This window comes from Nocardioides daeguensis (assembly GCF_019192965.1).
Lineage (GTDB): Bacteria > Actinomycetota > Actinomycetes > Propionibacteriales > Nocardioidaceae > Nocardioides > Nocardioides daeguensis.
On the sequence record NZ_JAHTKU010000026.1, the window covers coordinates 47,799 to 74,346 of the forward strand.

Consider the following 26,548-nt stretch of genomic DNA (forward strand, 5'->3'; position numbering starts at 1 on the left):
CGTCATGGGCATGGCAGGGCGTGGCAACGACACCGGGGGCACCGGCGGCGAGGACTTCGACTGGGTCTACGGCCCCGGGGCGCAGGAGGGCCGACGGGGCTCCGCCGACCCCGAGCCCACCCGCCGGATCCCGGTCCAGCAGCGGCCCGGCGCCACCCCACCGCCGCCTCCGCCCCGACTGCCTCCCGCACAGCAGTACGGCGGCACGCCGCCGCCGTCCGGACGCCGTCCGGCTCCGTCCCCAGCTCCTGCCCCGGCTCCCCGGACGCGGGGCCGCAGCCGGTGGACGCGGCCGCGCACCTACCTGCGGCTGGTGCTCCTGGTCCTCGTGCTGTGGCTGGTCTTCCTGGTCGCGGTGCCGCTGATCGCGTGGAACAAGGTCGAGAAGGTCGACTTCGAGCCGAGCGCCGAGCGGCCGGCCGAGCAACCCGGGACGACGTACCTCCTCGTCGGCAGCGACTCGCGCGCCGGTCTGTCGCCCGAGGAGCGCCGGAAGCTCCACACGGGCGATGCCGCGTCCGAGCTGACCGACACCATCCTGCTGCTGCACACCGGCGACGGCCCGACCACGTTGGTGTCCATCCCGCGCGACTCGCCGCTCGACATCCCCGGGTTCGGCACCAGCAAGGTCAACTCGGCGTACGCCAAGGGCGGCACCCCCCTGCTCGTCCAGACCCTGGAGAAGGCGACCGGGCTGCGCGTCGACCAGTACGTCGAGATCGGCTTCGGCGGCCTCGTCGGCGTGGTCGACGCGGTCGGCGGGATCGAGATCTGCCCGAGGCAACGCATCCGCGACAAGGACTCCGGGCTCAACGTGAAGAAGGGCTGCCAGGAGGTCGACGGCGCGACCGCGCTGGCCTACGCGCGGGCCCGCAAGTACAGCCCGATCTCCGACCTCGCGCGGGTCCAGCAGCAGCGTGAGGTGATCGCCGCGGTCGGCGAGGAGGTGTTGTCCCCCTGGTCGGTGCTCAACCCGGTCCGTTGGTGGGAGCTGAACGCCGCGGTCCCCGACTTCTTCCGGTTCGGCACGACGACCGGGCCGGTCGATGCCGGCAGGTGGGCGCTGGCGATGACCAAGGTGGAGAAGTCGTGCACCGTCCCGCTCGCCCGGGCCGACACCACGTGGGACACCGCGCGCGCGAAGCAGCTGTTCGGCAAGATCGCCGCTGACCGGACCGACGAGATCACCGCCGATCTCTGCACGGCCACCGGCCTCGCCCGCTGACCGCACCCCCGGAGGACCCGTGTACGAGACCCTGACCTGGCACGTCGACGACGACGGCATCGCCACGTTGACGCTGCACCGCCCCGACGCGCTCAACGCGTTCGACCTCACCATGGCCCGCGAGCTGCTCGAGGTGTTCCTCACCGACGCCCGCGACGACGCCGTGCGCGCGGTCGTCGTGACCGGCTCGGGGCGCGCGTTCTGCGCGGGCATGGACCTCTCCGCCGAGGGCAACGTGTTCGGGCTCGACGAGTCGCTGTCCCCGACGCCCGAGGAGTTCCGGGCGGCGTACGACGAGCAACCGTTCGCCGACGGCATCCGCGACACCGGCGGCAAGATCACCCTGGCGATCCACGCGCTGCCGAAGCCGGTCATCGCCGCGATCAACGGCCCGGCGGTGGGCATCGGCGCCACCATGACCTTGGCCATGGACCTGCGCCTGGCCTCGACGAAGGCCCGGATCGGGTTCGTCTTCGGTCGGCTGGGGATCGTCCCCGAGGCGTGCTCGAGCTGGTTCCTGCCGCGCATCGTCGGCATCCAGCAGGCCCTCGAGTGGGTCTACTCGGCCGACGTCCTCACCGCCGAGCAGGCCCTCGCCGGCCGGCTGGTGCGCAGTCTCCACGAGCCCGAGGATCTGCTGCCGGCGGCGTACGAGCTGGCGCGGTCGTTCGTCACGGACCGCTCGCCGGTCGCGCTGGGCCTGGCCAAGCAGCTGCTGTACCGCAACAGCGCCGCCGCCGAGCCGCTCGAGGCCCACCTCACCGACTCGCTGGCCATGTTCTGGACCTCGATCGGCGACGGCAAGGAGGGCGTCGCGGCGTTCCTCGAGAAGCGGGCGCCGCAGTTCACCGGCAAGGCCAGCGAGCTGCCCCGGATCGTGTGAGCGTGGCCGGTGGGCCGGTGGCTCACATCGCCATGAACAGGATCTCCTCGCGGCTGTACTCCCGACCCGGGTGCTCGGCCGCGAGGTGCTCCTGCACCTTCTCGACGAGCTCGTCGTCGGTGTCGGCACGCAGGGTGGTGGCACAGGGGCAGCGCAACGAGGGCATCGAGACCTCCGGGGAGCGGGAACAGGAGCGAGCTCCAGTCTAGGGCTGCGCCGAGTTCGAGACGAGCAGCCGTCCGGGTTAGCCTCGACGCGATGCTGCTGAGCCCTGGAGTCCCCGTCCGCCGAGCCCTCGCGTCCCTCGTCGCCGTGCTGGCCACCGCCGCTCTTGCCGGGTGTGCCGACCAGGAGCCGTCGCCCGCGGAGCCCGCGGCGGCACCCACCTCCGCGCCGCCGACGACGGCCACTCCCGAGGCCGCCCCGCCACCGCTGCCGGTGCAGCAGCCGACCCCGACGCCGCAGGCCCCGAAGCAGCGGCGCTACGTCCGCGACAAGGAGGTCTGGCAGCGCGCCCAGCCGGCACACCTGCAGAACCTCGACAACCCGCTCGCCGAGCGGCGCTGGGGCGTCTACCGGGGTGACCTCGAGCAGACCTGGCGGGCCTACGAGTCGGCCGGCGGCGAGACGAGGCGGCAGCTCGGCAAGATCGCGCTGCGCCCGAAGTCCCTGTGGCTCGGCGACTGGAGCGGCTCGCCGGAGCGGATCGGCTCGGTCGTGCGCGAGTACGTCGAGAACGCGTCCGGCGGCGACCCGAAGGTCCTCGTCCAGCTCGCCGTCTTCCGGATGGACCCGTGGGAGCACGCCGTGTGCGGCGGCCGCGCGCCGTCCCGTGGCGCCCAGGACACCTACCGTCGCTGGATCAGCAACGCCGCCCGCGCCCTCGGCCGCCAGCACACCGCCGTGATCCTCCAGCCGGACCTGCCGTTCTGGTGGTGCTCGAACCGCGCCGTGACCAGCTCGTTGATCACCTATGCCGTGAAGGCCTTCTCCGCGCAGCCCCACACCAGCGTCTACCTCGACGCCGGCGCCGCCGACTGGAGCAGCACGCCCCAGACGGGCGCGCCCCGCGCCACCCAGGCCGCCGACCTGCTGCTCGCGAACGGCATCGCCCACGCGCGCGGCTTCGCCCTCAACGCCACCCACTACGTCGGCACCGAGGAGAGCGTCGCCTACGGCGCCGAGCTCGCCCGGATCCTGCGCCAGCGCGGCGTCAAGGGCGTCCACTTCGTCGTCGACACCGCGCAGAACGGCAACGGGATGATGTGGCCGGAGGTCGAGGCACAGGGCAGCCGGGTCAACGACAACGCCCGGGTCTGCGGCTCCACCGCCGACCGCCGCGGTTGCGTCACCCTCGGCATCCCGCCGACCTCGCGCGTCGGCGACCCGCGTTGGGGCCTGTCTCCCGCGGTGACGCGGGAGGCGAAGAAGTACGTCGACGGCTTCATGTGGTTCGCCCGACCCTGGCTGTTCATGCAGGCCAACTGGCGGGGCCCGGACCGGGCCCTCGGCATGGCTCGCAGCACGCGGTGGTCGGCGCCGTAGCTCCCGCTCGCCCGGGGCGCGGTCGCGGCGGCCCGGGAAAAGCAGCGCCGGGCGGCCCCCGCGGGGGCGGGCGGCGGGGGGGGGGGGGGGGGAGGCGGCCGCGGGGCGGCGGGGGGGGGCGCGGCCGACACCACCGGCGCCGACGGCGACGAGACCGCCGCCGAGGAGCAGCCAGGCCATGTCGGGGCCACCGGTGTTGGGCAGCGCGCCGCCCGGCTCGCCACCGTCGGCCGCCCCGATCCGGAAGCGGGTGGAGTCGGACGACGGCAAGAACAGCGCCGTGTTGTCCGGCGAGAAGTCCTGCCGGGCGAGGTAGGCGCCCTTCGGCAGGCGCGGGCCGGTGACCCGGATCGGCCGGTCGGTGAAGTGCACCGTCGTGGTGAACACCGGCTTGGACACGAGGGCACGCGCGCCGCGGGCGGCGGTGCCGCTCGAGGAGACCGTGACCGCGATGTCGCCGGCCGGCGGCGTCGGGTAGTCGGCGCTCGCGCTGACCTCCAGCACGATCGGCTTGCCCGGTTCGGCGGTGATGACCTGGATGTGGCTCACGGTCGGGATCTTGGCCGTGTAGCCGTCTTCGGCACCCGCGGGCGCCGACGGCGCGAGCGCGAATGCGGCAGCGAGCATGCCGAGCGCAGCTAGCTTCTTGAGCACGTGTCCTCCTTGAACTTCCCCATGCAACGACCCGGCGCGTTCAAGGTGACGGGCAGTGCGTTGGCAGCAGACTAGTGCACACGTCACCAAACCGGCTCACCCGTCCGCCTCACCCCAGCGCGGAGTCGGTCGGCGTCGTCTCGACCAGGTGCCCGAAGAGCACCGAGCGGTTGTCGGTGTGGAAGATCTCCGAACAGGTGAGCAGGGTGATCAGGTGGTCCCCCGCGTCGGCCGGGGGCTGGGTGCCGCCCTTCGGGTTGACCGGCTTCGGGTCGAGCACCCAGGTCTGGGTGAACGGGATGACGAGGTCCTCCCCGCCGGTGTCGAGGACGTAGGTGTAGGTCGCGGCTCGGGTCTCGACGACGACCTGGTCGCCCGGCTCCAGCGACGGCAGCTCGGCGAAGGGCTCGCCGTGGGTCACCCGGTGCCCGGCGAGGACGTAGTTGCCGGCTGCGCCGGCGTCGGCGGTGTCGGCCATGTGGCCCACACCGGCGGCGAGCACCTCCGGGCTGGAGCCCTCGAGGACCGGGACGGCGTAGTCCTTGCCGAACTTCGAGATGTGCAGGATCGCGGTGGCGTTGCCGAACTCGGTGCGGACGACGTCCTGGCCCTCACCCCAGCCGGAGTGCAGCGCGCGGCGCACGTCGTCCTGACGCTGCGCGGACTGCCAGTTGGTGCCCCAGAACTGCCAGGCCACCCAGCCCAGCACCGCCAGGCCGGCGAGGATCAGGCCGCAGCCGGCCCAGAACGAGATCCGGCGGCGGCTCGACCCGGGCTCCGTCGCCGCCGGGGCGTCGGCGGGACGCGAACGGCGCCGTCGCACGCGCACGCGCTGGGTCCCGGTCGGCCCTGTCGGCTCGGTGCCGTCGGGCAGGTCGGTCTGCGTCATGGGGCTCCCTCCTCGCGGGGCCCCGCCTCGGATGGCCCCACCTCATCCAACGCGGTGCGCACTCGGGTGTCACGTCCGGCGGCGGCCTCGCCCCACGAGCCCACCACCGCCCGCCACCAGTCCGATCCCGGCGAGAAGGAGTCCCAGGTGCGGGCCACCGGTGTCGGGAAGCGCCCCACCGACCGCGTCGGCCCGCTCGACGCCGAGGTTGACCGTCACGGCGTCCCGGCATCCGGAGAACTTCGTCGGGTCGTCCGGGACGAAGCTGACCCGCACCCGGTGCTCACCGCGGCTCAGCCGGGGTCCGTGGACCTCCGCCGACGTGCCGTCGTAGCGCACCGTCGTGGAGAAGGTGCGGTCGACTCCGACGCTCACCGTCCCGGTCGGCTGCAGGTTCCCGGCAGCAGTCACCCGGACGCGCACCACGACCCTGTCGCCGACCAGCGCGATCGGCACGGCGACCCGGCACGACGCCGGCAGGGTGGGCGTGTAGGGATCTGCGGACGCGGGACTCCCCACCCCGATCAGGGCGAACAGGAACGCGAGGGGTGCCGCGACGGCACTCCCCAGGACCAGGTAACGACGCATCAAGACGACCCCATCTCCCGAAAGATGAAAAAGGGAATGCTTCGCCCATCGCCCCGGTGGATGGGCGAACTCGAGGGTCCAACGTCGGCGCTGCCACCTTCGTTACGGGCGGACCCGGGTTTTCCACCTCGTCGCCGCCTGCCTCGTCGCCGCCGCCAGCGGCGCGGAGGGTGGCTGGTCCCGACAGCAGAGCGCCCCGCAGCCCAGAGGGCTGCGGGGCGCTCGCGCGAAGCCGGCGCCCAGGGAACATCCCCCGGGCCGCGCGGGTCACAGCTCGCTCTGCACCCCGGCGAGGAGCTGGCGGGCCATCACGATGCGCTGCACCTGGTTGGTGCCCTCGTAGATCTGGGTGATCTTGGCGTCGCGCATCATCCGCTCGACCGGGTAGTCGCGGGTGAAGCCGTAGCCACCGAGGACCTGCACCGCGTTGGTGGCGACCTCCATCGCGACGTCGGAGGCGAAGCACTTGGCCGCGGCGCCGAAGAAGGTCAGGTCACTGTCGCCGCGCTCGGACCGGCCGGCGGCGGCGTAGGTCAGCTGGCGGGCCGCCTCGACCTTCATGCCCATGTCGGCGAGCAGGAACTGCAGGCCCTGGAAGTCGGCGATCGCCTTGCCGAACTGCTGCCGCTCCTTGGCGTAGCCGAGCGCGTAGTCCAGCGCTCCCTGGGCGACGCCGACGGCCTGGGCGGCGATGGTGATGCGGGTGTGGTCGAGGGTCTTCATGGCGTACTCGAAGCCCTTGCCCTCCTCGCCGATGATCCGGTCGCCGGGGATCCGGACGTTGTCGAAGTAGACCTCGCGGGTCGGCGAGCCCTTGATGCCGAGCTTCTTCTCCGGCGCACCGAAGGACACGCCCTCGTCGGACTTCTCGACGACGAAGGCCGAGATGCCCTTGCTGCGCTTGTCCGGGTCGGTCATCGCCAGCACGGTGTAGAACTCCGACTCCCCCGCGTTGGTGATCCAGCGCTTGGTGCCGTTGAGGACCCAGCCGTCGCCGTCGCGCACGGCGCGTGTCTTCTGGTTGGCGGCGTCGGAGCCGGCGTCGGGCTCCGAGAGGCAGTAGGAGAAGCCCTCGCCGGCCGCGAGCCGGCGTAGGTACTTCGCCTTGAGCTCCTCGGAGCCGCCGATCATGACGGGCAGCGAGCCGAGCTTGTTGACCGCGGGGATCAGCGAGGCCGCCACGTCGGCGCGGGCGACCTCCTCGATGACCAGCACGGTGGCCAGGGCGTCGGCCCCGGCGCCGCCGTACGCCTCCGGGACGTGGGGCGCGTGGAAGTCGGCCGCACGCAGCGCCTCGGCCGCCTCGCGCGGGTAGCGGGCCTGCTCGTCGACCTCGGCCGCGAACGGCGCGACCTTGGCGTCGCAGATCGCGCGCACGGCCTCGCGGATGGCCTGGTGCTCCTCGGACAGGGCGTACATCGGGTAGTCGCTCACGACGGCTCTCCTGGTCTCGTTGGTACTCAGTATCGTACTGGCGAGACTCCGTCCCGTCGAGTTAAGGTCGACCCGTGCCCACCGCTCGCGACCGCCTCGTCGCCGCCGCCTTCGAGCTCTTCGCCGGGCAGGGGTACGACGCCACGACCGTCGACGAGATCGCCGCCAAGGCAGGGACCGGCCGGAGCACCTTCTTCCGGCACTTCCCCACCAAGGACGACGTCGTGCTGCCCGACCACGAGGCGCTGCTGCACCGGGTGGACGAGCGGCTCGCGACCGCCTCGCCCGCGGGCCGCGAGGTCGCGCTGCGCGAAGCGGCCGGGGTGGTGCTGGCCCACTACCTCGCCGAGGGCGAGACCGCCCGGGCCCGCTACCGGCTCGCCAGCACGGTGCCGGCGATCCGGGACCGTGAGATCGCCAGCGTCCAGCGGTACGTCCGGTTGTTCGCCCAGCACGTCCACCGCTGGCTGGACACCGAGCCCGACGGCCCGCTGCGCGCCGAGCTGGTGGCGTCCTCGGTCGTGATCGCCCACAACCACGTGCTGCGGCAGTGGCTACGCGGCGACGTCGACGACGCCGCGACGACGCGGGCCCTGGTCGACCGGGCGCTGGACCACGCGCTCGCCGTGCTGCGCGGACCGGTCACCGACGGCGGGCCCACGATCGTGATCACCGGCAGCGACCGCGACGTCGAGCAGGTGGTGCGGGACGTCCGCGAGGCACTCGGCCGGTCCTGACCCCGGCCACCCGCGGGAAGACCTGGGCCACCCCCCGGGTTGCACCCTCATGACCACCCCCGCGCACCTCGACCCCACTGCCATCGACTGGATGCTCGAGGAGGCCACGACCTGGGCGGTCGTCGGCCTGTCCAGCAACCCCGACCGGACGTCGTACCGGATCGCCGAGCTGCTCCAAGCGCGCGGCAAGAAGATCGTGCCGATCCACCCGTCCGCACCGGTCGTGCTCGGCGAGCAGGGCTACGCGACGCTGGCCGACGTACCGTTCCCCGTCGACGTGGTCGACGTGTTCCGTCGCTCCGAGGACGCCGGCCGGTTCGCCGACGAGGCGGTCGCCATCGGCGCCGGGGGCGTGTGGTTCCAGCTGGGCGTGGTCGACCAGGCCGCCTTCGAGCGGACCTGGGCGGCCGGTGTGCCGATGGTCATGGACACCTGCCCGGCCATCGAGTGGCGGAGGCGCAGCGGCGCGTGAGGAACGAACGCGACGCGTGGGCGCCGCAGGATTGAGCAAGCACGCGGCCGAGGAACGAGGTCGCGACTGCGCGTCGAAATCCAGTCACTGATCCCGGACGACGGCGCCCTTCGCCTCGGCAGCCAGCTTCAGCTCGTCCTGGAAGCTGCTCATCTGCTTCTGCAGCACGGGATCCGTCGCCGCGAGGATGCGCACGGCGAGCAGGCCGGCGTTGCGCGCCCCGCCGATGGCGACCGTGGCCACCGGGACCCCTGCCGGCATCTGCACGATGGAGAGCAGCGAGTCCATGCCGTCGAGGTACTTCAGCGGCACCGGTACGCCGATCACCGGCAGGGGCGTGACCGCCGCCAGCATGCCGGGCAGGTGGGCCGCGCCGCCGGCGCCGGCGATGATCACCGACAGCCCGCGCCCGGCAGCCTCCTGGCCGTAGGCCAGCATCTCCGCCGGCATCCGGTGCGCGGAGACGACGTCGGCCTCGTAGGCGATGCCGAACTCGCGCAGCGCCTCGGCCGCGGCCTTCATCACCGGCCAGTCGGAGTCGGAGCCCATCACGATGCCCACGCGCGCCTTCATGGGGCCGAGCCTAGGGGCTGGCTACTCGCTCTCGTCGCCGAGGTCGCCTCGGAACCACGCGGCCGCGTGCCGGCCGCGCTCGAGGCAGTCCTCGAGGTCGTCGCCGTAGACGTTGACGTGGCCCACCTTGCGGCCCGGACGCAGCTCCTTGCCGTAGAGGTGCACGCGCAGCCCCGGGTCGCGGGCGAGGACGTGTCGGTAGCCGTCGTACAGGCGACCGACGTCGGGATCGTCGCCGCCGAGGATGTTGACCATCACCGTCCAGCGGGCGCGCGGGGCGGGCGAGCCGAGCGGCAGGTCGAGGGCCGCGCGCAGGTGGTTCTCGAACTGGCTGGTGACCGCGCCGTCCTGGGTCCAGTGGCCCGTGTTGTGGGGGCGCATCGCGAGCTCGTTGACGAGGACGTGGCTGTGCCCGTCGGCGTCGACGGTCTCGAACAGCTCGACGGCGAGGATGCCGGTGACGCCCAGCTCGCCGGCGATCCGGAGCGCGAGCTCCTGGGCGGCGGTCGCGGCAGCCGGCTCGAGGTCGGGCGCCGGGGCGATCACCTCCCGGCACACACCGTCCACCTGGAGGGTCGCGACGACGGGGTACGCCGCCGCCTGGCCACTGGGTGCGCGGGCGACGAGGGCGGAGAGCTCGCGCCGGAAGTCGACGAGCTCCTCGGCGAGCAGCCGGACCCCGGTCGCCTCGGCGGCGGCCAGGGGCTCGGCCGCGTCGGCGAGCGTCCGCACGACCCAGACCCCCTTGCCGTCGTACCCACCCCGGGAGACCTTGAGCACGCACGGGAGACCGAACGCCTCGACGTCGGCCTCGGTCGCGACGACGGCCCAGCGCGGCTGCGGGGCGCCGAGACGGGTCATCGCCTCCCGCATCACGACCTTGTCCTGCGCGTGGACGAGTGCCTCGGGTCCCGGGTGGGCGGTCACACCGTCGGCGGCGAGCGCGCGCAGGTGCTCCGTCGGGACGTGCTCGTGGTCGAAGGTGACGACCGAGCAACCCTCGGTGACGGTGCGCAGCGTCGCCAGGTCGCGGTAGTCGCCGACCATCTGGTCGGGGATGACCTGGGCGGCCGAGACGCCCTCGGCCTCAGCGAGAAGACGGAGCGGTACGCCGAGGGCGACGGCCGGCTGGGCCATCATCCGGGCGAGCTGACCGCCACCGATGACGGCGATGCGGGGCGCGGGTTCGGTCGTCGGCACGGCCGAACCCTACGCAGTGCGAACGTGCTATGCCGAACTGGTGGCGTCGGCCGTCATCTCGACCTCGAAGCGCAGGCCCCGGCCCCGGATCGTGGTGATCAGCCGCGGCTGTCGGGTGTCGTCGCCGAGCTTGCGCCTCACCCACCCCAGGTGGACATCGATCGTCTTGGACGACGTCCAGAAGGTCACGCCCCACACGTCGCGCATCAGCTCCTCACGGCTGACCACCGACCCGGCGCGCGCGATCAGCGCATGCACCAGGTCGAACTCCTTGCGCGACAACAGGATCTCGCGGTCCCCACGCCACGTTCGCCGGGTCGACGGGTCGACCCGGACGTCCTGCACCTCGATCACATGGCCAAGGTAGGGACGCACCGGCCTCCCCCGACGGGAAACGCAGAGAATTTTGCATTGAGAGGTCGCGCCAAAAGGGCCGCTGACCAGCGGCTTTCGATGGGGACAGGGGAGATGGAGGGCGGGATCCCGCAGCCTCAGGCGCGCCTGACCGCGACCGGTTCCACCACGCCGAACCCCCGGACCGGACGGGCGGGGAGGGCCCGCGAGTCGACCTGCTCGGCCGGCAGCAGGTCGGCGGTGGCGTGGTCGACGATGATCCGGTTGCGCCGCGCCACCTGGGTCAGCCGAGCGGCCAGGTTGACCGGCGGGCCGAACACATCGCCCATCCGGAGCACGACGCCGCCGGTGGCCAGACCGACCCGGACGTCGGGCATCCGCGGGTCGCGCCCGATCACGTTGATGATCCCCTCGGCGGTGGTGAACGCGGCCATCGGGTCGTCGTTCACGAACAGCACGGCATCGCCCATGCTCTTGATCAGCCGGCCCTGCTCGCGGGCGATCACGTCGCCGCACCGGGCCTCGAACACCTCGACCAGCTCACCGATGCGTTCCCGGGAGACCTCGTTGGACAGCGCCGTGAAGCCGACGATGTCGGCGAACCCGACGCTGAGGTCGGTGGTGTGCGGATCGTCGTCGAGGGCGCGGACCGCCTCCATCCGGGCGATGGCCGCGGCGAGGTGGCGGCGCCACGCGTAGAGGAGCAGGTCCTCGAACCGCTCCCCCAGCCGGGCCGTCACCCAGGCTCCGGGGTCCTCGGCGTTCTCCGGCGCGCCGTCGGCAACGTGCTGGACGAGCTCACCCACCTCCCAGTCGGCCAACCTGGCCATGGTGATGCCGATACCGCGGGTGACGTTGAGCGCGACCTCGGGCAGGACGGCCTCGTGGTCGGGTCCCTCCGCGAGGATCCGCATCGCCGCGACGTCCGCACTGGTGTAGGCGCGCTCGTCGCCGTGCTCGGCGAAGCCGAGGGTGCGGAACAGGCGGCGGGTCAGGTCGAGCGACAGGCCCGCCTGGTCGGCCACCTCGGCGGCCGTGAGCTCCGGCTCCTCCCCCGTCCGCTCCGGACCGGTGTCAGACACCTTCGTCCCGGCGGGCGGCCGGTCCGCTGTGGAGCTCGTGGAGCAGCTCGTTGAGCTGGCGCTGGGCGGCCTCGACGTGCGGGATGTCGTTGAGTCGCACGGTGCCGAAGGTCGACGCGTCGGAGATCAGCAGGCTGCCGCAGCCGAACGGCCGGTCGAGCAGGTTGACCTCCATCGCGATGTCGCTGACCCGCGCCAGCGGGATGTCGTGGCCGCGGCGGGTGATGATGCCGTTGCGGGTGATCAGCCGGCGGTCGGTGAAGGCGTGCACGGTGGTCAGCCAGTCCAGGAAGGGGCGCAGCGAGAACCACACGATGCCGAGCACGACGAGCACCCACACGATGAGGGTGAGCACCCCCGGGAAGCCGGAGTCGTCGAGCAGGACCTGGGCGGCGACGCCGGCGGCCAGGAGCACCACGAGCGCGAGGATCGGCCCGAACAGCGCCTTGGGGTGCTGACGGGTGCTGATGATCAGGCGCTCACCGGGGTTGAGCAGCTTCTTCGAGATGGCCACGGGTCAGATCATTCCACCAAGCGAGGTGTCTTCGGCTCAGGTCGGGCGAACGTGGATCACGTCACCCGCGCCGACCCGCTCCGCGCCGGACGCCGTGGTGACCACGAGCCGACCGTCGTCGTCGATGTCGGTGGCACGGCCGAGCAGCTGGCCGCCGCCCGGCAGCTCGACCCGGACGTCGCGCCCCAGGGTCGCGCAGTTGGACCGGTACGACGCCGCGAGGCGCGCCGTGCCCTGCTCGCCGCCGGCCTGCCAGACGTCGTACCCCTCCCGGACGGCGGCGACGACGGCGAGCAGCACGGACGTGCGATCGGGGGCGCCGGGAGCCGCCACGGCCAGGCTGGTGGCGGTCGGGACCGGGAGCTCGTCGGCGGTCATCGCGACGTTGATGCCGACCCCGACGATCGCGGCCGGACCGGTGGGGGTCTCCACCCGCTCGACCAGGATGCCCGCGACCTTGCGGTCCTCGTCGAGGAGGACGTCGTTGGGCCACTTCACGCTCGCCTCGTAGCCGAGGGCGGTGATCGCCTTCGCCACGTTGTGGCCGACCAGCAGCGGCAGCCACGGCCAGGACGCCGGCGGCACCGTCGGGCGCAGCACCAGCGAGAAGGTCACCGCGGTTCCCGGAGGCGTCTCCCAGGTGCGGTCGAGGCGGCCGCGGCCCGACGACTGGTGGTCGGCGACGACGACGAGTCCCTCGTGCGCACCGGCCCGGGCACGCTCCGCGGCGACCTCGTTGGTCGACGGGGCCTCGGCCAGCAGCTCGAAGGACAGGTCGGGGGTCAGCTCGGACACGCCGGCGAGACGGTCGCCGTCGAGCGGTCCACGGGTGGGGGTCGGGGTGGAACCGGAAGTCACGGGCTCTACCTTGGCGCAGCCCGGGCTTCGGGGAAACCCCGGGGGCTGTGGTGCTGCGGGTGCCTGCTGTCGGACCGGCCTCCTAGGGTTTCGGTCATGACGCGACTCGTGGACGCCCGCACCGACCGGTTCGTCGAGGACCTCGCCGCCCTCGACCCGCTGACGGCGACCTACGCCGGCATCCCCGGCCACGACGGCGAGCTGCCCGACCTCTCCCCCGACGGCTTCGCCGCGGGCGAGGAGCTGCACCGCCGGGCGCTCGCCGAGGTCGCCGCGCTCGAGGCCGCCGACGACCGCGAGGAGGTCGCGAAGGCGGCCTTCCTCGAGCGGGTCGGGCTCACCGTCGAGCGCGCCGAGGCCGGGGTCGAGCGCAGCGAGTTCTCGGTGATCTCGAGCGCCATCCACGCGGTGCGCGAGGTCTTCGACCTGATGCCGACCGAGACCGTCGATCAGTGGGACGCGATCGGCTCCCGGCTGGCCGCCGTCCCGGCTGCGCTCGCGGGCTACCGCACCACGTTGCTCGAGGAGGCCGCCGCCGGACGGGTGTCCGCCAAGCGGCAGTACGCCGAGGTCGCCGGCCAGGTGCGGGGCTGGACCGGTCAGGAGGGCGCCGCGGGCGACTACTTCGCGGGCGTCGTCGCCGAGGCGCCCGCCGGCAGGCGGGACGCGCTGGCGGCGGCTGCTGCGGCCGCCTCCTCGGCGTACGCGGAGTTCGGGCGCTTCGTCGAGACCGACCTGCTCCCCCGCGGCCGCGACGTCGACGGGGTCGGCCGCGACCACTACACGCTCGCGTCGCGGTACTTCCTCGGCGCCAGCGTCGACCTCGAGGAGACCTACCGATGGGGCTGGGAGGAGCTCAAGCGGATCGAGGACGACATGGCCCGCACGGCGATGCGGATCGTGCCGGGCGGCTCGGTCGCCGACGCGGTGGCCGCGCTCGACGCCGACCCGGAGCGCGACTGCGGCAGCCGCGAGGCCTTCCAGGCCTGGATGCAGGACAAGTCCGACACCATCCTGGCCGACTTCGACGGCGTCCACTTCGACATCGCCGAGCCGATCCGCACCCTGCAGTGCAAGGTCGCGCCCGTCAACGACGGCGGCGCCTGGTACACACCGCCGTCCGAGGACTTCTCGCGCCCCGGCACCATGTGGTTCTCCTTCACCGACGACCACGAGCGCTTCTCGACCTGGCGCGAGACGACCACCGTCTTCCACGAGGGCGTGCCCGGCCACCACCTGCAGGTCGCGCAGGCCGTCCACCGCGCCGACCTGCTCAACCGCTGGCAGCGGCTGCTGTGCTGGGTCAGCGGACACGGCGAGGGCTGGGCGCTGTACGCCGAGCGGCTGATGGACGAGCTCGGCTACTTCGCCGACCCGGGCGACCGGCTCGGGTTTCTCGACATGCAGGGTTTCCGGGCCGCGCGTGTCGTCGTCGACATCGGCGTCCACCTCGGGCTGACCGTCCCGGCCGACAACCCCTTCGGTTGGCGACCCGGCGAGACCTGGGACGCCGACCTGGCCTACGAGTTCATGCGCGCCCACTCGCGGATGGACGACGGCTCCCTGCGCTTCGAGGTCAACCGCTACCTCGGCTGGCCGGGCCAGGCACCGTCGTACAAGGTCGGCGAGCGGATCTGGCTCGACGCCCGCGCCGCGGCGCAGGCCCGGCACGGCGCGGGCTTCGACCTCAAGGCCTTCCACACCGCGGCTCTCGACCTCGGCGGCCTCGGCCTCGACCCGCTGCGGGACGCACTCGCCCGGCTCTGAGGCCCGCGGCGTGATCAGGCTCGACCGGGAGCAGGCCCGCCGGATCGCCGTGCGGGCCCAGCTGCTCGACGCCCGGCGTCCCGGCTCGTTGGCCGAGGTCGTCGAGGAGCTGAGTCTGCTCCAGGTCGATCCGACCGCGGCCGTGGCGCCCAGCGTCGACCTGGTGCTGTGGTCCCGGCTCGGCGACGCCTACGAGCACTCCGACCTGACCTTCGCGCTGGAGACGGAGCGTTCGCTGGCCGAGCTGTCGTCGTACGTGCGGGCGATGGACGACATCGGCCTCCTGCTCGCCGTCGCGCCACACGAGCTGCACCCGACGATCCACGACTGGCTGGCGGCCAACCAGCGGTTCCGCTCCGACGTGCTCGCTCTGCTCGAGGCCGAGGGACCTCGCACCGCCGCGGAGATCCCCGACACCTGCGCGGCGCCGTGGGCGTCGAGCGGTTGGAACAACGACAAGAACGTCAACCGCCTGCTCGAGGTGCTCACCTTGACGGGCGACGTCGCGATCACCGGACGCCGGGGCCGGCTGCGGGTCTACGACCTGCCGGAGCGGGTCTACCCGGGCGACCTCGACGTGCCGGCGTACGACGAGGCGCGGGCCGCCCTCGACCTGCGCGAGCAGGCCGCGCTGGGGATCGCGCGCACCGGTCCGGGCGAGCCGGCGAGGGTCGACGGGTGCGAGGGCGAGTGGCGGGTCGACCCCGATGCGCTGGCCGCGGCCGACTCACCCTTTGCGGGACGGTGCGCGTTCCTCTCCCCTTTCGACCGGCTGGTCCACGACCGCGCCCGGACGCTGGACCTGTTCGACTTCGAGTACGTCCTCGAGATGTACAAGCCCGCCGCCTCCCGCCGGTGGGGCTACTTCGCCCTTCCCGTCCTCCACGGCGACCGGCTGGTCGGCAAGCTCGACGCGAAGGCCGACCGCAGGGCCGGTGTGCTGCGGGCGCACGCCCTCCACGAGGACCTCCCGTGGGAGCCGGAGGTCGGTGACGCCGTCGACGCCGAGCTGGTCGGGTTGGCCGACTGGTTGGGACTGGAGCTGGTCCGGGGCTGATCGCTCACCGCAGGTGCCGGGCCGCCCTGCCGGTGGTTGAGGTGCGAGGCCGCCCCGCGGCAGAGCCCTGCCGGTGGTTGAGGTGCGAGGCCGCCCCGCGGCCGAGCCTCGAAACCATCGGTCGCGCTGCCGGAACCTGCCCGGGATGCTGCGGTCGCGTAGCCGGTCGGGTTCCGAAAGGCAGCAACGAAGGAGGGCCGTAGGAGTCGGGTTCAGCGGTCGGGCTACGGCCCGCTGATGCGGCCGGTGGTTGAGGTGCGAGCGCCAGCGAGCCTCGAAACCTCCGGCCGTGCTGCCGGAACTGCCCGGGCACAGTTCGCGCCGGATGCCCGGAGTTTCGAGGCTCCTCGCTGGCGCTCGTCGCGCCTCAACCACCGGAGAAGGCTCCTCGCTGGCGCTCGTCGCGCCTCAACCACCGGGACAGGCTCCTCGCTGGCGCTCGTCGCACCTCAACCACCGGAGCACGAGCCCCTGTGCTCACCGATCGTGACGTCGGTTCTCCACACCCCCGTGATCGGGTTTCGCCAGTCCACAAGCGGGCTTGCGGCCTCGGGTTGTGTCGGGGGTGGGTGGGAACATCCAGTCATGGATCTCGGAGCCCAGCACCGCTCGACAGCACTGCTGTCCGGGCTGCGCGCCGAGGTCGAAGGCCGGCAGGCCTCCCTCGTCCGCGAGTGGGCCGGGATCGTGGAATGGGCCGGCGACCACATCGTCACCGGACCCGAAGGCGCCGCCACCATCACCGAGGGCTACCTCGACACCGGCATCCCCATCGCCGGGGACGGAGCACCCCTGATCTCCGAGTTCGCGGTCATGGAACTCGTCGCGGCCCTCGGCCGCACCCCCGACGGTGGCAAGGCTTACGTCGGACGGGTCGTCGAATGCGCCTGGCGCCTGCCCAACGTCTACGCCGCCGTGACCGCCGGGAGACTGGCGCCGTGGCGGGCCGAACGCATCGCCGACCTCACCCACGGCTTGTGTGCCGAAGCGGCCGGATTCGTGGACCGGCAGCTGTTCAACGCCTCCGGCGTCGGGTGGGCCCAGCTCGAACGCCTCATCACCGAAGCGGTGCTGCGGTTCGACCCCGAGCAGGCCGAGACCGACCGCAAGAACGCGGCCGAGCAACGGCACTTCGACATCGGCGAGGTTGACGAGCACGGCCTGGTCCACCTCGACGGGCTGCTCGATGCCGCCGACGGGTACGACCTCAACCTCGCGGTGGCACGGCGTGCCGAGGTCCTCGGGAAGCTGGGCGACGACTCGTCCCTAGACGTACGGCGGTCCAAGGCCGCTGCCGAGCTGGCCCGTCGGGACCTCGCGCTCGACCTGCTCATCCCGGAGGACCTGGAGGGCCCGGGGGTTTCGAGGCTCGCTGGCGCTCGCACCTCAACCACCGGGGAGCCGGAGGGCCCGGGGGTTTCGAGGCTCGCTGGCGCTCGCACCTCAACCACCGGGACCAGCGGGAGCACGGTGCCGAGGCGCAAGGTTGTGTTGAACGTCCACCTCACCGACACCAGCCTCCTCGACGACCCGAACCCGTTCGCGAATCCCGTGGGCCGGTGGGAGGAGGGTCGTTGCCCGGTCAGCACCGCGCAGATCCGCGAGTGGCTGCGGGCGAAGGACACCACGATCATCGTGCGCCCGGTCATCGACCTGGCCGACCACGTCCCCGTCGACTCCTACGAGATCCCCGACCGGCACAGGACCCGCGTGATCCTGCGCGACCACAGCTGCCGGTTCCCGCACTGCACCCGACCTGCGCAGCGTTGCGACGTCGACCACGCCCGCCCCTACGGCGAGGGCGGCGTGACCTGTCCTTGCAACGAAGTTCCGCTCTGCAGGCGTCATCACCGGGCGAAGACCCACTCGGCCTGGCGCTACGACATCGTGATGCCCGGCTCCTACGTGTGGACCAGCCCCAACGGGTTCCGGTTCCGGGTCGACCACCGCGGCACCCACCCCATCCAGCCGCCGGACGAGTAGCCACTCCGCCCCGAACCCCGCGAACCCACCAGTCGCGGGGGCATCGGTGTGTCCGGTCACCGGCCGCCGGCGTACTGCTGGGCGGTGTAGGCGACGGTGCTCCCGGTACGCGGATCCGTGACCACGACGCGCTCCGCAACGGCCGACCAGTCGACCTCCAGCGCCGCTCCGGCGTCCGAGTCGAGGAAGGGGTAGCCGGCGACGAAGCGGTAGTCGTTCTCGGCGCCGTCGTGGACGGCCGCGATCTCGAGGTAGGTCCGCTCCGAGTGGACGGGGGTCGCCGGGTAGCGACTCACGACGACGCAGTAGCCCTGCAGGCCGGAGAGCGTCGGGTCGACGGCGCAGTCCTTCCAGAGGTCCTGCCGACCGCCCCCGTCGAGCAGCTTGAGGCCGCCCCAGACCGCTGTCACGAGCACCAGCACCACCACGGTCGTCACCGCGGACGAGACCACGGCCACCTTCGTCCTCGACACGGGTACACCCTGCCCCCGGCAGGCGTCACCACAAACCGACCACCGGCCAGACCAGCGGCGTGGCCGGCGGCTCGAGCTCGGTGCAGCTCATGGCCTCCACGTCACACCGCGCCAACCCCGTGACCCGGTGGAGGCCGGAGTCGTCGTCCTGGGGGCCGCTCCGGTCGAGCAGGACCGTGGTCGGCGACTCCCAGGCGACCAGCGTCCAGCGCCCGCCGGGCGGCACCGGAAGGTCGACCGAAGGACGACCGTCCACGCCCTCGGCCATCATCCGGTGCCCGTCGGGGGACACGAAGCTCGCTCCGTCGGGTGACCACAGCCCGACCTGGTCGCTGGCCACGACGCCCTGCCGCTGGAACACGCCGTCGGGGGCGACGGTGCCGAAGACACCCGAGAGAGTTCCGCTCTGCTGGTGCGTGGCGCCGCGCGGCCACTGCTGGCTGCCCGCGACGAACGAGCCCGTCGGCGCCCCCGTCACCTCCACCGGCGCCCGGCCGGGCGTCCACAGCATCGTTCGCCGGTCGACGTACAGGACCCGGTGGTCGAGGTCGATGCCGAGAACGCTGAGCTCGCCGCTCTTGTCGCAGCACTCGACGCGGACCGCGACGTCGGTGGCGGCGACCGGTCTGCGCTGCGCGACGTCCCACAGCGTCAACTCTCGCCGGTCCTCCGCCACCTGCCCGACGAGGGCGACGACGGCACCGTCCGGCGACACCGTCGCTGCGGTCGGGTAGGGCGTGTCGACGACCGGCACCAGGGCGGTGCCGTCCACGAGGAACCACTGGCTACGTCCCGTGACCGGGGAGGTGCCGACCAGCGTGGTGCCGCCGGCGTAGCGCAGGGTGCGATGCTCCGTCGCGATCCGCTGCTCGCCGACGTGCACCGCGCCGGCGCTCCAGTAGGGCACGCCCACCGTGGCTTCGTGCGGAGGCGGCGCGGGAGCCGGCGACGGCTCGCTGCCGCCGTGCCCGAGCAGCTGGACCGAGGCGACGACGCCGGCGACAGCGAGAGCGGCCGCACCGAGCACGCCGACCTGACGACGGGTACGCCGTTCCCGTCCCCCGTTGTCCATCGCACTCCCTTGCTCGTTCCGCCAGCCTGTCACCGATGACGACTCACGAGAGCCGGGAAAGGTTGCATCGTCTCGTGGCGCCCGCCGCGCGACGTCCGCGCCGGCCGGATCGTTAGGGTGACGCCGTGCCGACCTTCGTGCTCGCCTCCGCCTCCCCCGCACGCCTGGCGACCTTGCGCAACGCCGGCCTCGACCCGCAGGTGATCGTCTCGGGGGTGGACGAGTCCCAGGTCACCGACGTCCCGCCGGCCGAGCTGGCCCTGCGCCTGGCCGAGCTCAAGTGCAGTGCGGTGGCCACGCGCGCCGACGTACCCTCCGACGGCCTGGTCCTGGGCTGCGACTCGGTCCTCGAGCTGGACGGTGCCGCCCTCGGCAAGCCCGACGACGCCGACGACGCGGTCCGGCGGTGGAAGTCGATGCGCGGCCGGTCCGGCGTCCTGCACACGGGCCACTGCCTCCACGACCGCGCGAACGGCCACCGGGTCGCGGCGACCGCGTCCACCACAGTCCACTTCGCCGACGTCACCGACGCCGAGATCGCGGCCTACGTCGCGACCGGCGAGCCGCTCCACGTCGCGGGCGCGTTCACCGTCGACGGCCTCGGCGGCAGCTTCGTGACCGGCATCGAGGGCGACCACCACAACGTCGTCGGGGTCAGTCTCCCGCTGCTGCGCGGGATGGTCCGCGAGCTCGGTCACGCGTGGACCGAGCTCTGGACCCGCTGACCGGCCTGCTCGACGCCCCTACTCGACGGGGAGCCCGAGCCCGCGGGCGATGAGCATCCGCTGGACCTCGGAGGTGCCCTCGCCGATCTCGAGGATCTTGGCGTCGCGGTAGAACCGCGCGACGGGGTACTCCTCCATGAAGCCGTAGCCGCCGAAGACCTGGGTGGCGATCCGGGTCGCGGTGACGGCGGACTCGCTGGCGTAGAGCTTGGCGACCGACGCGGCCTGCTTGAACTCCTTCATGGACGGGCCGCGGCCGGCCTCCATGGCGTCCTTCATGGCGGCGGCGCGGTAGGTCAGCAGCCGCGAGGCGTGCAGCATGACCTCGAGGTCGGCGATCTGGAAGGCCACGCCCTGCTTGCGCCCGATCGGGCCGCCCATGGTCTGACGGTCGAGGGAGTACTCGACGCACAGGTCGACGCAGGCCTGGATCAGGCCCACGGCCAGCGCCGCGATGGCGACCCGGCCGTCGTCGAGGATGGCGAGGAACTGCGCGTAGCCGCGGCCCTTCTCCCCCACCAGGTTCTGCTCGGGCACCCGGCAGTCCGTGAACGACAGGGGGTGGGTGTCGGAGATGTGCCAGCCGAGCTTGTCGTACGCCGGCTCGGCGACGAAGCCGGGCGTGCCGGCGGGCACGATGATCGCGGAGATCTCCGGCTTGCCGGACTCGGAGACGCCGGTGCGGGCGGTGACCGTCACCAGGCTGGTGATGTCGGAGCCGGAGTTGGTGATGAACTGCTTGCCGCCGTTGATCACCCACTCCCCGTTGTCGAGCTCGGCGCGGGTCTTGGTGGCCCCCGCGTCGGATCCGGCGCCCGGCTCGGTGAGGCCGAAGCCGGCGAGCCGCTGGCCGGAGACCAGCTCGGGCAGCCAGGTCTTCTTCTGCTCGTCGGTGCCGTAGGTGAGGATCGGGTTGATGCCGAGCCCGACGCCCGCCTCGAGCGTCACGCCCAGCGACTGGTCGACCCGGCCGAGCTCCTCGATCGCCAGGCACAGCGAGGTGAACGGGCCGTCGGACGCCTCGAGGCCCGCGCCGCCGTACTCCTCCGGCGCGGTGAGGCCGAACAGCCCCAGCTCGCCCATCTTCTGGACCACGTCGGTCGGGAAGTGATGCGCCTTGTCCCACTCCGCGACGTGGGGGCGGATGGTGGACTCGGCGAAGTCTCGGACGGTACGCCGGAACTCCTCGTGCTCGCGCGACAGCTCGAACTGGGTCATGGCCCCATCGTAGGACACGAGGTTAACGTTTGTTAACCAGCGGGCCCGTCGTTTTTCCCGCCGCCGCGGATCCGTCGCAGGATGGCCGCCATGACCCCCGTGCCTCGTGCCCTTGCCGCGCTCGCCTGCGCGACCGGCCTCCTGCTCACCACCCCCGCCCTGGCCTCCGCCGCCGACCTGGTCCACACCGACCCGGCACGCGACGTCCGGTCCGGCACGATCGACGGCGACCTGCTCCGCCCGGCGCCCGCCGAGCGCCGCGTCGACATCCGGCGGGTGGAGGTCAGCCACGGCGCCGAGGCGCTCGTCGTCCGGTTCCGCACCCGGGGCGCGCTGCCGGGCACGAAGGTGTTCCTGGGAGCGCGGGTCCGCACGCCGTCGGCCACGTTCGACCTGACCTACCTCGACTTCTTCGGTGAGTCCGGCGTCTCGATGTCGCGCGGTGTCGACGACGTCGCGTGCGAAGGCCTCACCGCCACGCCCGAAGGGCGGGTCGTGACCTTCGTCGTGCCCAGCAGCTGCCTCGGCTCACCGGCCTGGGTGCGCGTCGGCGTCGGCGCGGCGCAGATGCGGCACCAGAGGATGGTCGCGGACGACGGGTTCAGCCGGCGCCAGATCGGCGACGACCTGCACCTGTCGAAGCGGATCGCGCGGGGCTGACCCTCACGCGCTACGACGACCGTCCACCGGCAGCGGTGGGCGGTCGTCGCGGTCGTCGCGGCGTCCGGCTCGGACAGCCCGGACAGCCCGTGCCCTGCCGGCCGCCTTGGCCTCGTAGAGAGCCTCGTCGGCGTGCTCCAGGGCCAGCGCGAGGTCGTCGCCGGCGGCGACGGAGGCGATCCCGAAGCTCACGGTCGGCATCGGGCTGGCCGGGTCCTCGCCCCGGTAGTACCGGGCGATGGCGTCGACCACCGCCTCGGCCGGGGAGCCGCGGACCAGCAGCACGAACTCGTCGCCGCCGAGGCGGCCGATGATGCCCCGGAGCCCGACGACGACCTGGCAGGCGTCGGCGAAGGCGGTGAGGGCGCGATCACCCGCGGCGTGGCCGAGGCCGTCGTTGATGCTCTTGAACCGGTCGAGGTCCGCGACGACGACGGCCGCGTCGGCGCGGACCGGGCCGCGATCGATCTCGCGCTGGGCCTCACGCAGGAACTCCGCCCGGTTGAGCAGGCCGGTCAGCCCGTCGCGCGTCGCCTGCACGCGCAGCTCCGAGGTCTGCTGCTCGTGGCTGAGCGCCGACATGCTGAACGTGACGACGACGAGCAGCACCATCATGAGCAGCGTGGTGACCTGACCCCCGAAGAAGGCCTCGAAGAACGGGTGCTCCGGCCCGACCGCGACGAAGACCGCGGTCCGGGCGAGGTAGAAGACCGCGATCACGGCCGAGACGAGAGCCATCGACAAGACCACGAAGCGGTACTGGGCGCGGGGCGCGTCGCCGGACCCGAGGCCGCGCAGCAGCAGCCCGAGCTCGCGGACCGACGCGCCGAGGAGCGCAGCCATCGCGGCGAGGTAGACCGCGCCGCCCGACCAGATGTCGGTGCGCGGCTCGTCGGCGAGGGAGACGACCAGCACCACCGCCGGGGCGACGAGCAGCTGCCAGGCCCGCACCCGGCGCTCACGCAGCGAACATGCCCCGGCCCAGACGCAGGCCGCGCCCAGCACGCCGGTCGTGTTGCCGAGCGGGTTGGCCACCACCTGGACGGGTGTGCCGTTGAACAGGAACAGCGAGGCGCTGACCACGAAGGAGGCCAGGGACGCGCACCACCAGCCGCTGTACGCCGACCGCGTGGACCGGTAGGTGACGCCGTAGAAGAGCGTGAGGACGCAGACCGCCACGAGCCCGAAGGCCACCCGGAGGGTCAGCGTGTCCAACATGTTCTCCAGGCTAGGTCGGCTTCCCCAGGTGCGGGCGGGAGTCCGGCGATCGTGACCGAAGGCCTGTGCACCATGGTCAATTCGAGCGAACTCCCCGCAGCCCTGCAGGGACGAACGTCCCGGCAGGCCACGGGCCCGGGTCCCACCCCGGCCCGCGTAGGCTCGCGGCGTGAGCCAGCTGCGTGACCCGGCGAACCGGGTCAGTCCCCGGGCCCGCCTGATGTGGCACGTCGAGTCCGGGATCTCCGCGCTCGTGGTGGCGACCGGGCTCGGCGTCGCCGCGGTGCTGCTCGGCCGCGACGGGCTGCGCTGGTGGCTGCTCGGCCTCGCGGTCGTCGTCTGCGCGACCGCGGCGGTCGTCGTACCCCGGTGGAGGTACCGGGTGCATCGCTGGGAGGTCTCCGCGAACGCGGTCTACACCCAGCGCGGCTGGTGGGCGCAGGAACGGCGGATCGCGCCGATGTCGCGGGTGCAGACCGTCGACCTCGCGCAGGGGCCGCTGGCGCGGCTGTTCGGGCTCGCAACGGTCACCGTGACCACCGCCTCGGCCGCGGGACCGCTGCAGATCGAGGGCCTGGACCGCCCGGTCGCGCTCGCACTCGTCGACGAGCTGACCCGCAAGGCGGACCTGGTCGCGGGCGACGCCACGTGAGCCTGCCCGCGGCACCGCTCGACTGGAAACGGCTCGATCCCCGCATGCTGCTGGTGCACCCGATCAAGGAGGTCGGCAGGTTCCTGCCCGTCATCATCGGCATCCTCATCGCCGGCGGTGCGTCCGGGGCGGGCCCGTGGACCCTGGTCGGCGTCGGCCTGCCGGTCGGGCTCGGCGTGGTGCGCTACCTGACGACGACCTACCGGATCGCCGAGGGCCGGGTCGAGCTCCAGCGTGGCCTGCTGCAGCGGCACACCCTCGCGACGCCGATCGACCGGGTGCGGACCGTCGACCTGACCGCCTCACCCATCCACCGCGTGCTCGGACTCGCGACCGTCGTGATCGGCACGGGCAGCGTCGCGAGCGACGGCGACGAACGGCTCGAGCTCGACGCGCTGCCCCGGGAGGAGGCGGCCCGGCTGCGGACGGAGCTGCTGCGCACCTCCGGCCCGTCGGGCGCCGCGACACCCGCTGGTGTCGCCGAGGGCGAGCGGGTGGTGGCACGGTTCGAGCCGCGCTGGCTCTGGTACGCCCCGTTCAGCGGAACCGTCCTGGTCGGCCTCGGCGCGATCATCGGTGGCGCGTTCCAGCTCTCGGAGTCGATCGACATCCGGGTCAGCGAGGACGACCTCGCGGCCATCAGCCAGGGCTTCGTCGTCGCGGTCGCCGCCGCCGCTGTCCTCCTCCTCGCGCTGCTCGCGGTGGGCGGCTACCTCGTCACCAACGGCGGCTTCGTGCTGAGCCGGTACGGCGCCGCGTGGCACGTGCGGCGCGGCCTGCTCACCCACCGCGAGACGAGCATCGACGTCGCCCGCCTGGCCGGCGTCAGCCTCGGCGAGCCCGCGGCGCTGCGGCTCGCGCGCGGTCGCCGGGTCGGCGCGATCGTCACCGGCCTCAGCGGCACCCAGGCGAGCTCGGCTGTGTTGCTGCCGCCCGCCCCGCGCGCGACCGGCTACGACGTGGCGGCGGCCGTCCTCGGCACCACCGCACCGATGACCAGCCCCCTGCTCCCCCACGGCCGCGCGGCCACCACACGGCGCTACACCCGCGCCCTGGCCGGCGCGGCGCCGTTCGCGGTGGCGGCGGCGGCCGGCACCCTCGCCGGCGGTCCCGGCTGGCTGCTGGGCCTGAGCCCACTGCCGCTCGGTCTCGCACTGCTCCTCGCGTGGGACCGTGCCCGGTCCCTCGGCCACGCCTTCGTCGAGGGCCACGTCGTGATGCGCTCCGGCTCCGTGCTGCGCAGCCACGACGCCCTCGCGGCCGGCCACGTGATCGGCTGGAACCAGCGCGCCACCTGGTTCCAGCGCCGGACCGGGCTGGTCGCGCTCGCCGCGACGACCGCCGGCGGCAAGGGGCAGGTGCGGGTGCCCGACGTACCCGCCGGGGCCGCGATCGCGCTCGCCGAGGCCGCGACCCCGGGCCTGGTCGGGCAGTTCCTGGAGGAACGATGACCGGGCAGCCGGACGGCACCTACGCCCCCGTCGATGACGACCGCCCCGACCCGGGCGAGGTCGTCTGGGCGTGGGTCCCCTACGAGGACGACCACACGCAGGGCAAGGACCGCCCGGTCCTGGTGATCGGCACGGCCACCGGGCGCGACGGCCGCGAGATCGTCCACGCTCTCCCCCTGACGAGCAAGGACCACGACCGCGACCAGGACCAGGAGGCCGCCGCGGGCCGGTACTGGATGGACGTCGGCCCCGGCGCCTGGGACCCGCGCGGCCGGCCGAGCGAGGTGCGGCTCAACCGACTGCTCGTGCTCGCCGCGGCCGACGTACGACGCGAGGGAGCCGCCGTGGCACCGGCGATCTACGCCGAGGTCATCGCCGCGCGGCAGCGCTTCCTGCGCTGAGTCCGAGGTCGTCGGCGAGCGTCGGGCAGGAGACGGTCACCTGTCCCGCGCGGCGACCACGGCGTGATCCGTCGTGGACGGCAACGCCTCTCCCGAAGGTGATCGTTACTGCGAGTAACAGATAAAGGTACGCTGGTCGCCATGACCCCCCACGTCAAGCGCGACGGACGCACCACCCGCTGGGAGCAACACCGCGCCGAGCGGCGCGAGGAGTTCGTGCTCGCCGCGGTCCGCGCCATCGACACCCTCGGTCCCGACGCCTCCGTGGCCGACATCGCGGCCGAGGCGGGCGTCAGCAAGCCGGTCCTCTACCGCTATTTCGCCGACAAGAACGAGCTGCACGCCGCGGTCGGCGCCTGGGCGGCCGACCTCGTCCTGGGACGGGTCCTGACGGCGGTGCTGGCCCCTGCGTCGGCTCGCGACCGGGTCACCGCCGGCGTGGCGGCCTACCTCGACACCCTCGCCGCCCATCCCCAGGCCTTCCTGCTGCTCAGCCGGCCGGCCGGCGGCACCGACCCGTTGGCCGCGGGCAAGGACCAGATCGCCGCGAAGCTGACCCGCCTCCTCGGCGACGCGTTGCGCCACCTCGGCGGCGACACCGGCGCCGCGGAGCCGTGGGCGCACGCCGTCGTCGGCCTCGGCACGTCCGTCGGCCAGTGGTGGCTCGAGCGGCACACCGTCTCGCGCAGCGCGGCCGCCGGCTACCTCAGCGACTTCATCTGGCACGCCCTGTCCGGCGCGGCCGCCGAGAGCGGCGTCGACCTGTCCCGGCTCGACGCCGGCGACGGCGAGGTCAGCCCGATCCGCCCAGCGGAGCCTCGGTGAGTTTCACCGGCCGGCCGGTGAAACTCACGCTGGGACGA

29 protein-coding genes are annotated in these 26,548 nt (G+C 73.0%); 15 read left to right on the forward strand and 14 right to left on the reverse strand.

The features are described 5' to 3' along the window. Positions 1 to 10: 10 nt before the first annotated feature. Positions 11 to 1,225, forward strand: a complete 1,215-nt coding sequence (locus KU893_RS21025) for an LCP family protein (protein ID WP_218236437.1) — start codon at positions 11 to 13, stop codon at positions 1,223 to 1,225. Positions 1,226 to 1,244: 19 nt separating this feature from the next. Then, complete coding sequence (locus tag KU893_RS21030; protein ID WP_218236439.1) at positions 1,245 to 2,108, forward strand: crotonase/enoyl-CoA hydratase family protein; 864 nt, start codon at positions 1,245 to 1,247, stop codon at positions 2,106 to 2,108. Between the two features lie 22 nt (positions 2,109 to 2,130). Here KU893_RS21030 and KU893_RS21035 read toward each other — a convergent pair whose 3' ends face one another. After that, the gene (locus KU893_RS21035) at positions 2,131 to 2,274 is read right to left on the reverse strand and encodes a DUF1059 domain-containing protein (protein ID WP_218236441.1); all 144 of its coding nucleotides are present in this window, start codon (positions 2,272 to 2,274) and stop codon (positions 2,131 to 2,133) included. A 92-nt stretch (positions 2,275 to 2,366) separates the two neighbouring features. On the opposite strand from KU893_RS21035, the gene KU893_RS21040 reads away from it, so the two are divergent. Both KU893_RS21040 and KU893_RS21045 read left to right on the forward strand, forming a co-directional pair. Then, positions 2,367 to 3,653, forward strand: a complete 1,287-nt coding sequence (locus KU893_RS21040) for a glycoside hydrolase family 6 protein (RefSeq protein ID WP_218236443.1) — start codon at positions 2,367 to 2,369, stop codon at positions 3,651 to 3,653. Between the two features lie 340 nt (positions 3,654 to 3,993). Then, positions 3,994 to 4,131: a hypothetical protein gene (locus KU893_RS21045; protein ID WP_218236445.1), complete on the forward strand. Its 138-nt coding sequence runs from the start codon at positions 3,994 to 3,996 to the stop codon at positions 4,129 to 4,131. 285 nt (positions 4,132 to 4,416) lie between these two features. On the opposite strand, the gene KU893_RS21050 is transcribed toward KU893_RS21045, so the two are convergent. The 3 genes from KU893_RS21050 to KU893_RS21060 all read right to left on the reverse strand — a co-directional run bounded on the left by KU893_RS21050 (position 4,417) and on the right by KU893_RS21060 (position 7,203). Then, positions 4,417 to 5,196 carry a class E sortase gene (locus tag KU893_RS21050; RefSeq protein ID WP_218236447.1) on the reverse strand — a complete coding sequence of 260 codons (780 nt, stop codon included), beginning with the start codon at positions 5,194 to 5,196 and terminating at the stop codon, positions 4,417 to 4,419. A 69-nt stretch (positions 5,197 to 5,265) separates the two neighbouring features. After that, a complete protein-coding gene (locus KU893_RS21055) occupies positions 5,266 to 5,784 on the reverse strand; it encodes an LPXTG cell wall anchor domain-containing protein (RefSeq protein WP_218236449.1) in 519 nt (172 codons plus the stop codon). 267 nt (positions 5,785 to 6,051) lie between these two features. Continuing rightward, positions 6,052 to 7,203 (reverse strand): acyl-CoA dehydrogenase family protein, encoded by a 1,152-nt coding sequence (locus KU893_RS21060; protein ID WP_218236567.1) that lies wholly within the window; start codon positions 7,201 to 7,203, stop codon positions 6,052 to 6,054. 89 nt (positions 7,204 to 7,292) lie between these two features. Here KU893_RS21060 and KU893_RS23020 point away from each other — a divergent pair, with 89 nt between their 5' ends. Both KU893_RS23020 and KU893_RS21070 read left to right on the forward strand, forming a co-directional pair. Continuing rightward, the gene (locus KU893_RS23020) at positions 7,293 to 7,955 is read left to right on the forward strand and encodes a TetR/AcrR family transcriptional regulator (protein ID WP_218236452.1); all 663 of its coding nucleotides are present in this window, start codon (positions 7,293 to 7,295) and stop codon (positions 7,953 to 7,955) included. A gap of 49 nt (positions 7,956 to 8,004) precedes the next feature. Further along, on the forward strand, positions 8,005 to 8,427 hold the full coding sequence (locus KU893_RS21070; RefSeq protein WP_218236454.1) for a CoA-binding protein: 423 nt from the start codon (positions 8,005 to 8,007) through the stop codon (positions 8,425 to 8,427). A gap of 84 nt (positions 8,428 to 8,511) precedes the next feature. Here the strand turns inward: KU893_RS21070 and purE are convergent, their stop codons facing one another. The 6 genes from purE to KU893_RS21100 all read right to left on the reverse strand — a co-directional run bounded on the left by purE (position 8,512) and on the right by KU893_RS21100 (position 13,008). Further along, complete coding sequence (gene purE, locus KU893_RS21075; protein ID WP_218236456.1) at positions 8,512 to 9,000, reverse strand: 5-(carboxyamino)imidazole ribonucleotide mutase; 489 nt, start codon at positions 8,998 to 9,000, stop codon at positions 8,512 to 8,514. Between the two features lie 21 nt (positions 9,001 to 9,021). Further along, positions 9,022 to 10,200: a 5-(carboxyamino)imidazole ribonucleotide synthase gene (locus tag KU893_RS21080; protein ID WP_218236459.1), complete on the reverse strand. Its 1,179-nt coding sequence runs from the start codon at positions 10,198 to 10,200 to the stop codon at positions 9,022 to 9,024. A gap of 27 nt (positions 10,201 to 10,227) precedes the next feature. Next, positions 10,228 to 10,554, reverse strand: a complete 327-nt coding sequence (locus tag KU893_RS21085; protein ID WP_218236461.1) for a winged helix-turn-helix domain-containing protein — start codon at positions 10,552 to 10,554, stop codon at positions 10,228 to 10,230. Between the two features lie 137 nt (positions 10,555 to 10,691). After that, on the reverse strand, positions 10,692 to 11,636 hold the full coding sequence (locus tag KU893_RS21090; RefSeq protein WP_218236463.1) for an adenylate/guanylate cyclase domain-containing protein: 945 nt from the start codon (positions 11,634 to 11,636) through the stop codon (positions 10,692 to 10,694). Then, complete coding sequence (locus KU893_RS21095) at positions 11,629 to 12,150, reverse strand: PH domain-containing protein (protein WP_218236465.1); 522 nt, start codon at positions 12,148 to 12,150, stop codon at positions 11,629 to 11,631. Before KU893_RS21095 ends, KU893_RS21090 begins: the two co-directional genes overlap by 8 nt. A 36-nt stretch (positions 12,151 to 12,186) precedes the next feature. After that, positions 12,187 to 13,008 (reverse strand): biotin--[acetyl-CoA-carboxylase] ligase, encoded by an 822-nt coding sequence (locus tag KU893_RS21100; protein WP_257441579.1) that lies wholly within the window; start codon positions 13,006 to 13,008, stop codon positions 12,187 to 12,189. 96 nt (positions 13,009 to 13,104) lie between these two features. On the opposite strand from KU893_RS21100, the gene KU893_RS21105 reads away from it, so the two are divergent. The 3 genes from KU893_RS21105 (at position 13,105) to KU893_RS21115 (ending at position 17,815) form a co-directional block, all read left to right on the forward strand. Further along, positions 13,105 to 14,775: a DUF885 domain-containing protein gene (locus KU893_RS21105; protein ID WP_218236467.1), complete on the forward strand. Its 1,671-nt coding sequence runs from the start codon at positions 13,105 to 13,107 to the stop codon at positions 14,773 to 14,775. Between the two features lie 10 nt (positions 14,776 to 14,785). Beyond that, positions 14,786 to 15,832 carry a DNA glycosylase AlkZ-like family protein gene (locus KU893_RS21110; RefSeq protein ID WP_218236469.1) on the forward strand — a complete coding sequence of 349 codons (1,047 nt, stop codon included), beginning with the start codon at positions 14,786 to 14,788 and terminating at the stop codon, positions 15,830 to 15,832. A 585-nt stretch (positions 15,833 to 16,417) separates the two neighbouring features. After that, positions 16,418 to 17,815 carry an HNH endonuclease signature motif containing protein gene (locus KU893_RS21115; RefSeq protein WP_218236472.1) on the forward strand — a complete coding sequence of 466 codons (1,398 nt, stop codon included), beginning with the start codon at positions 16,418 to 16,420 and terminating at the stop codon, positions 17,813 to 17,815. A gap of 56 nt (positions 17,816 to 17,871) precedes the next feature. Here KU893_RS21115 and KU893_RS21120 read toward each other — a convergent pair whose 3' ends face one another. Both KU893_RS21120 and KU893_RS21125 read right to left on the reverse strand, forming a co-directional pair. Next, positions 17,872 to 18,288 carry a hypothetical protein gene (locus KU893_RS21120; RefSeq protein WP_218236475.1) on the reverse strand — a complete coding sequence of 139 codons (417 nt, stop codon included), beginning with the start codon at positions 18,286 to 18,288 and terminating at the stop codon, positions 17,872 to 17,874. A 25-nt stretch (positions 18,289 to 18,313) separates the two neighbouring features. After that, positions 18,314 to 19,360, reverse strand: coding sequence for a hypothetical protein (locus KU893_RS21125; protein WP_218236477.1), 1,047 nt, complete (start codon positions 19,358 to 19,360; stop codon positions 18,314 to 18,316). A 125-nt stretch (positions 19,361 to 19,485) separates the two neighbouring features. On the opposite strand from KU893_RS21125, the gene KU893_RS21130 reads away from it, so the two are divergent. Continuing rightward, a complete protein-coding gene (locus KU893_RS21130; protein WP_218236479.1) occupies positions 19,486 to 20,085 on the forward strand; it encodes a Maf family protein in 600 nt (199 codons plus the stop codon). 18 nt (positions 20,086 to 20,103) lie between these two features. Here the strand turns inward: KU893_RS21130 and KU893_RS21135 are convergent, their stop codons facing one another. After that, positions 20,104 to 21,303 (reverse strand): acyl-CoA dehydrogenase family protein, encoded by a 1,200-nt coding sequence (locus KU893_RS21135; protein ID WP_218236481.1) that lies wholly within the window; start codon positions 21,301 to 21,303, stop codon positions 20,104 to 20,106. Between the two features lie 90 nt (positions 21,304 to 21,393). On the opposite strand from KU893_RS21135, the gene KU893_RS21140 reads away from it, so the two are divergent. Next, positions 21,394 to 21,963 carry a hypothetical protein gene (locus KU893_RS21140; RefSeq protein WP_218236483.1) on the forward strand — a complete coding sequence of 190 codons (570 nt, stop codon included), beginning with the start codon at positions 21,394 to 21,396 and terminating at the stop codon, positions 21,961 to 21,963. A 3-nt stretch (positions 21,964 to 21,966) separates the two neighbouring features. Here KU893_RS21140 and KU893_RS21145 read toward each other — a convergent pair whose 3' ends face one another. Next, on the reverse strand, positions 21,967 to 23,181 hold the full coding sequence (locus KU893_RS21145) for a GGDEF domain-containing protein (protein WP_218236485.1): 1,215 nt from the start codon (positions 23,179 to 23,181) through the stop codon (positions 21,967 to 21,969). A 169-nt stretch (positions 23,182 to 23,350) separates the two neighbouring features. Here KU893_RS21145 and KU893_RS21150 point away from each other — a divergent pair, with 169 nt between their 5' ends. From KU893_RS21150 to KU893_RS21165, 4 genes are all read left to right on the forward strand, one after another. After that, a complete protein-coding gene (locus KU893_RS21150; protein WP_257441580.1) occupies positions 23,351 to 23,833 on the forward strand; it encodes a PH domain-containing protein in 483 nt (160 codons plus the stop codon). 44 nt (positions 23,834 to 23,877) lie between these two features. After that, positions 23,878 to 25,284 carry a PH domain-containing protein gene (locus KU893_RS21155; RefSeq protein WP_218236487.1) on the forward strand — a complete coding sequence of 469 codons (1,407 nt, stop codon included), beginning with the start codon at positions 23,878 to 23,880 and terminating at the stop codon, positions 25,282 to 25,284. Continuing rightward, a complete protein-coding gene (locus KU893_RS21160; protein WP_218236489.1) occupies positions 25,281 to 25,685 on the forward strand; it encodes a type II toxin-antitoxin system PemK/MazF family toxin in 405 nt (134 codons plus the stop codon). Before KU893_RS21155 ends, KU893_RS21160 begins: the two co-directional genes overlap by 4 nt. A gap of 141 nt (positions 25,686 to 25,826) precedes the next feature. Further along, positions 25,827 to 26,510 carry a TetR/AcrR family transcriptional regulator gene (locus KU893_RS21165; protein ID WP_218236491.1) on the forward strand — a complete coding sequence of 228 codons (684 nt, stop codon included), beginning with the start codon at positions 25,827 to 25,829 and terminating at the stop codon, positions 26,508 to 26,510. Positions 26,511 to 26,548: the final 38 nt, after the last annotated feature.

Coding starts and splice junctions, on each gene's coding strand:
- KU893_RS21025 (WP_218236437.1), top strand. CDS start 11: ATGGCAGGGCGTGGCAACGACACCGGGGGCACCGGCGGCGAGGACTTC.
- KU893_RS21035 (WP_218236441.1), bottom strand. CDS start 2,274: ATGCCCTCGTTGCGCTGCCCCTGTGCCACCACCCTGCGTGCCGACACC.
- KU893_RS21040 (WP_218236443.1), top strand. CDS start 2,367: ATGCTGCTGAGCCCTGGAGTCCCCGTCCGCCGAGCCCTCGCGTCCCTC.
- KU893_RS21050 (WP_218236447.1), bottom strand. CDS start 5,196: ATGACGCAGACCGACCTGCCCGACGGCACCGAGCCGACAGGGCCGACC.
- KU893_RS21055 (WP_218236449.1), bottom strand. CDS start 5,784: ATGCGTCGTTACCTGGTCCTGGGGAGTGCCGTCGCGGCACCCCTCGCG.
- KU893_RS21060 (WP_218236567.1), bottom strand. CDS start 7,203: ATGTACGCCCTGTCCGAGGAGCACCAGGCCATCCGCGAGGCCGTGCGC.
- KU893_RS21070 (WP_218236454.1), top strand. CDS start 8,005: ATGACCACCCCCGCGCACCTCGACCCCACTGCCATCGACTGGATGCTC.
- purE (WP_218236456.1), bottom strand. CDS start 9,000: ATGAAGGCGCGCGTGGGCATCGTGATGGGCTCCGACTCCGACTGGCCG.
- KU893_RS21105 (WP_218236467.1), top strand. CDS start 13,105: ATGACGCGACTCGTGGACGCCCGCACCGACCGGTTCGTCGAGGACCTC.
- KU893_RS21115 (WP_218236472.1), top strand. CDS start 16,418: ATGGATCTCGGAGCCCAGCACCGCTCGACAGCACTGCTGTCCGGGCTG.
- KU893_RS21125 (WP_218236477.1), bottom strand. CDS start 19,360: ATGGACAACGGGGGACGGGAACGGCGTACCCGTCGTCAGGTCGGCGTG.
- KU893_RS21135 (WP_218236481.1), bottom strand. CDS start 21,303: ATGACCCAGTTCGAGCTGTCGCGCGAGCACGAGGAGTTCCGGCGTACC.
- KU893_RS21140 (WP_218236483.1), top strand. CDS start 21,394: ATGACCCCCGTGCCTCGTGCCCTTGCCGCGCTCGCCTGCGCGACCGGC.
- KU893_RS21145 (WP_218236485.1), bottom strand. CDS start 23,181: ATGTTGGACACGCTGACCCTCCGGGTGGCCTTCGGGCTCGTGGCGGTC.
- KU893_RS21155 (WP_218236487.1), top strand. CDS start 23,878: ATGCTGCTGGTGCACCCGATCAAGGAGGTCGGCAGGTTCCTGCCCGTC.
- KU893_RS21160 (WP_218236489.1), top strand. CDS start 25,281: ATGACCGGGCAGCCGGACGGCACCTACGCCCCCGTCGATGACGACCGC.
- KU893_RS21165 (WP_218236491.1), top strand. CDS start 25,827: ATGACCCCCCACGTCAAGCGCGACGGACGCACCACCCGCTGGGAGCAA.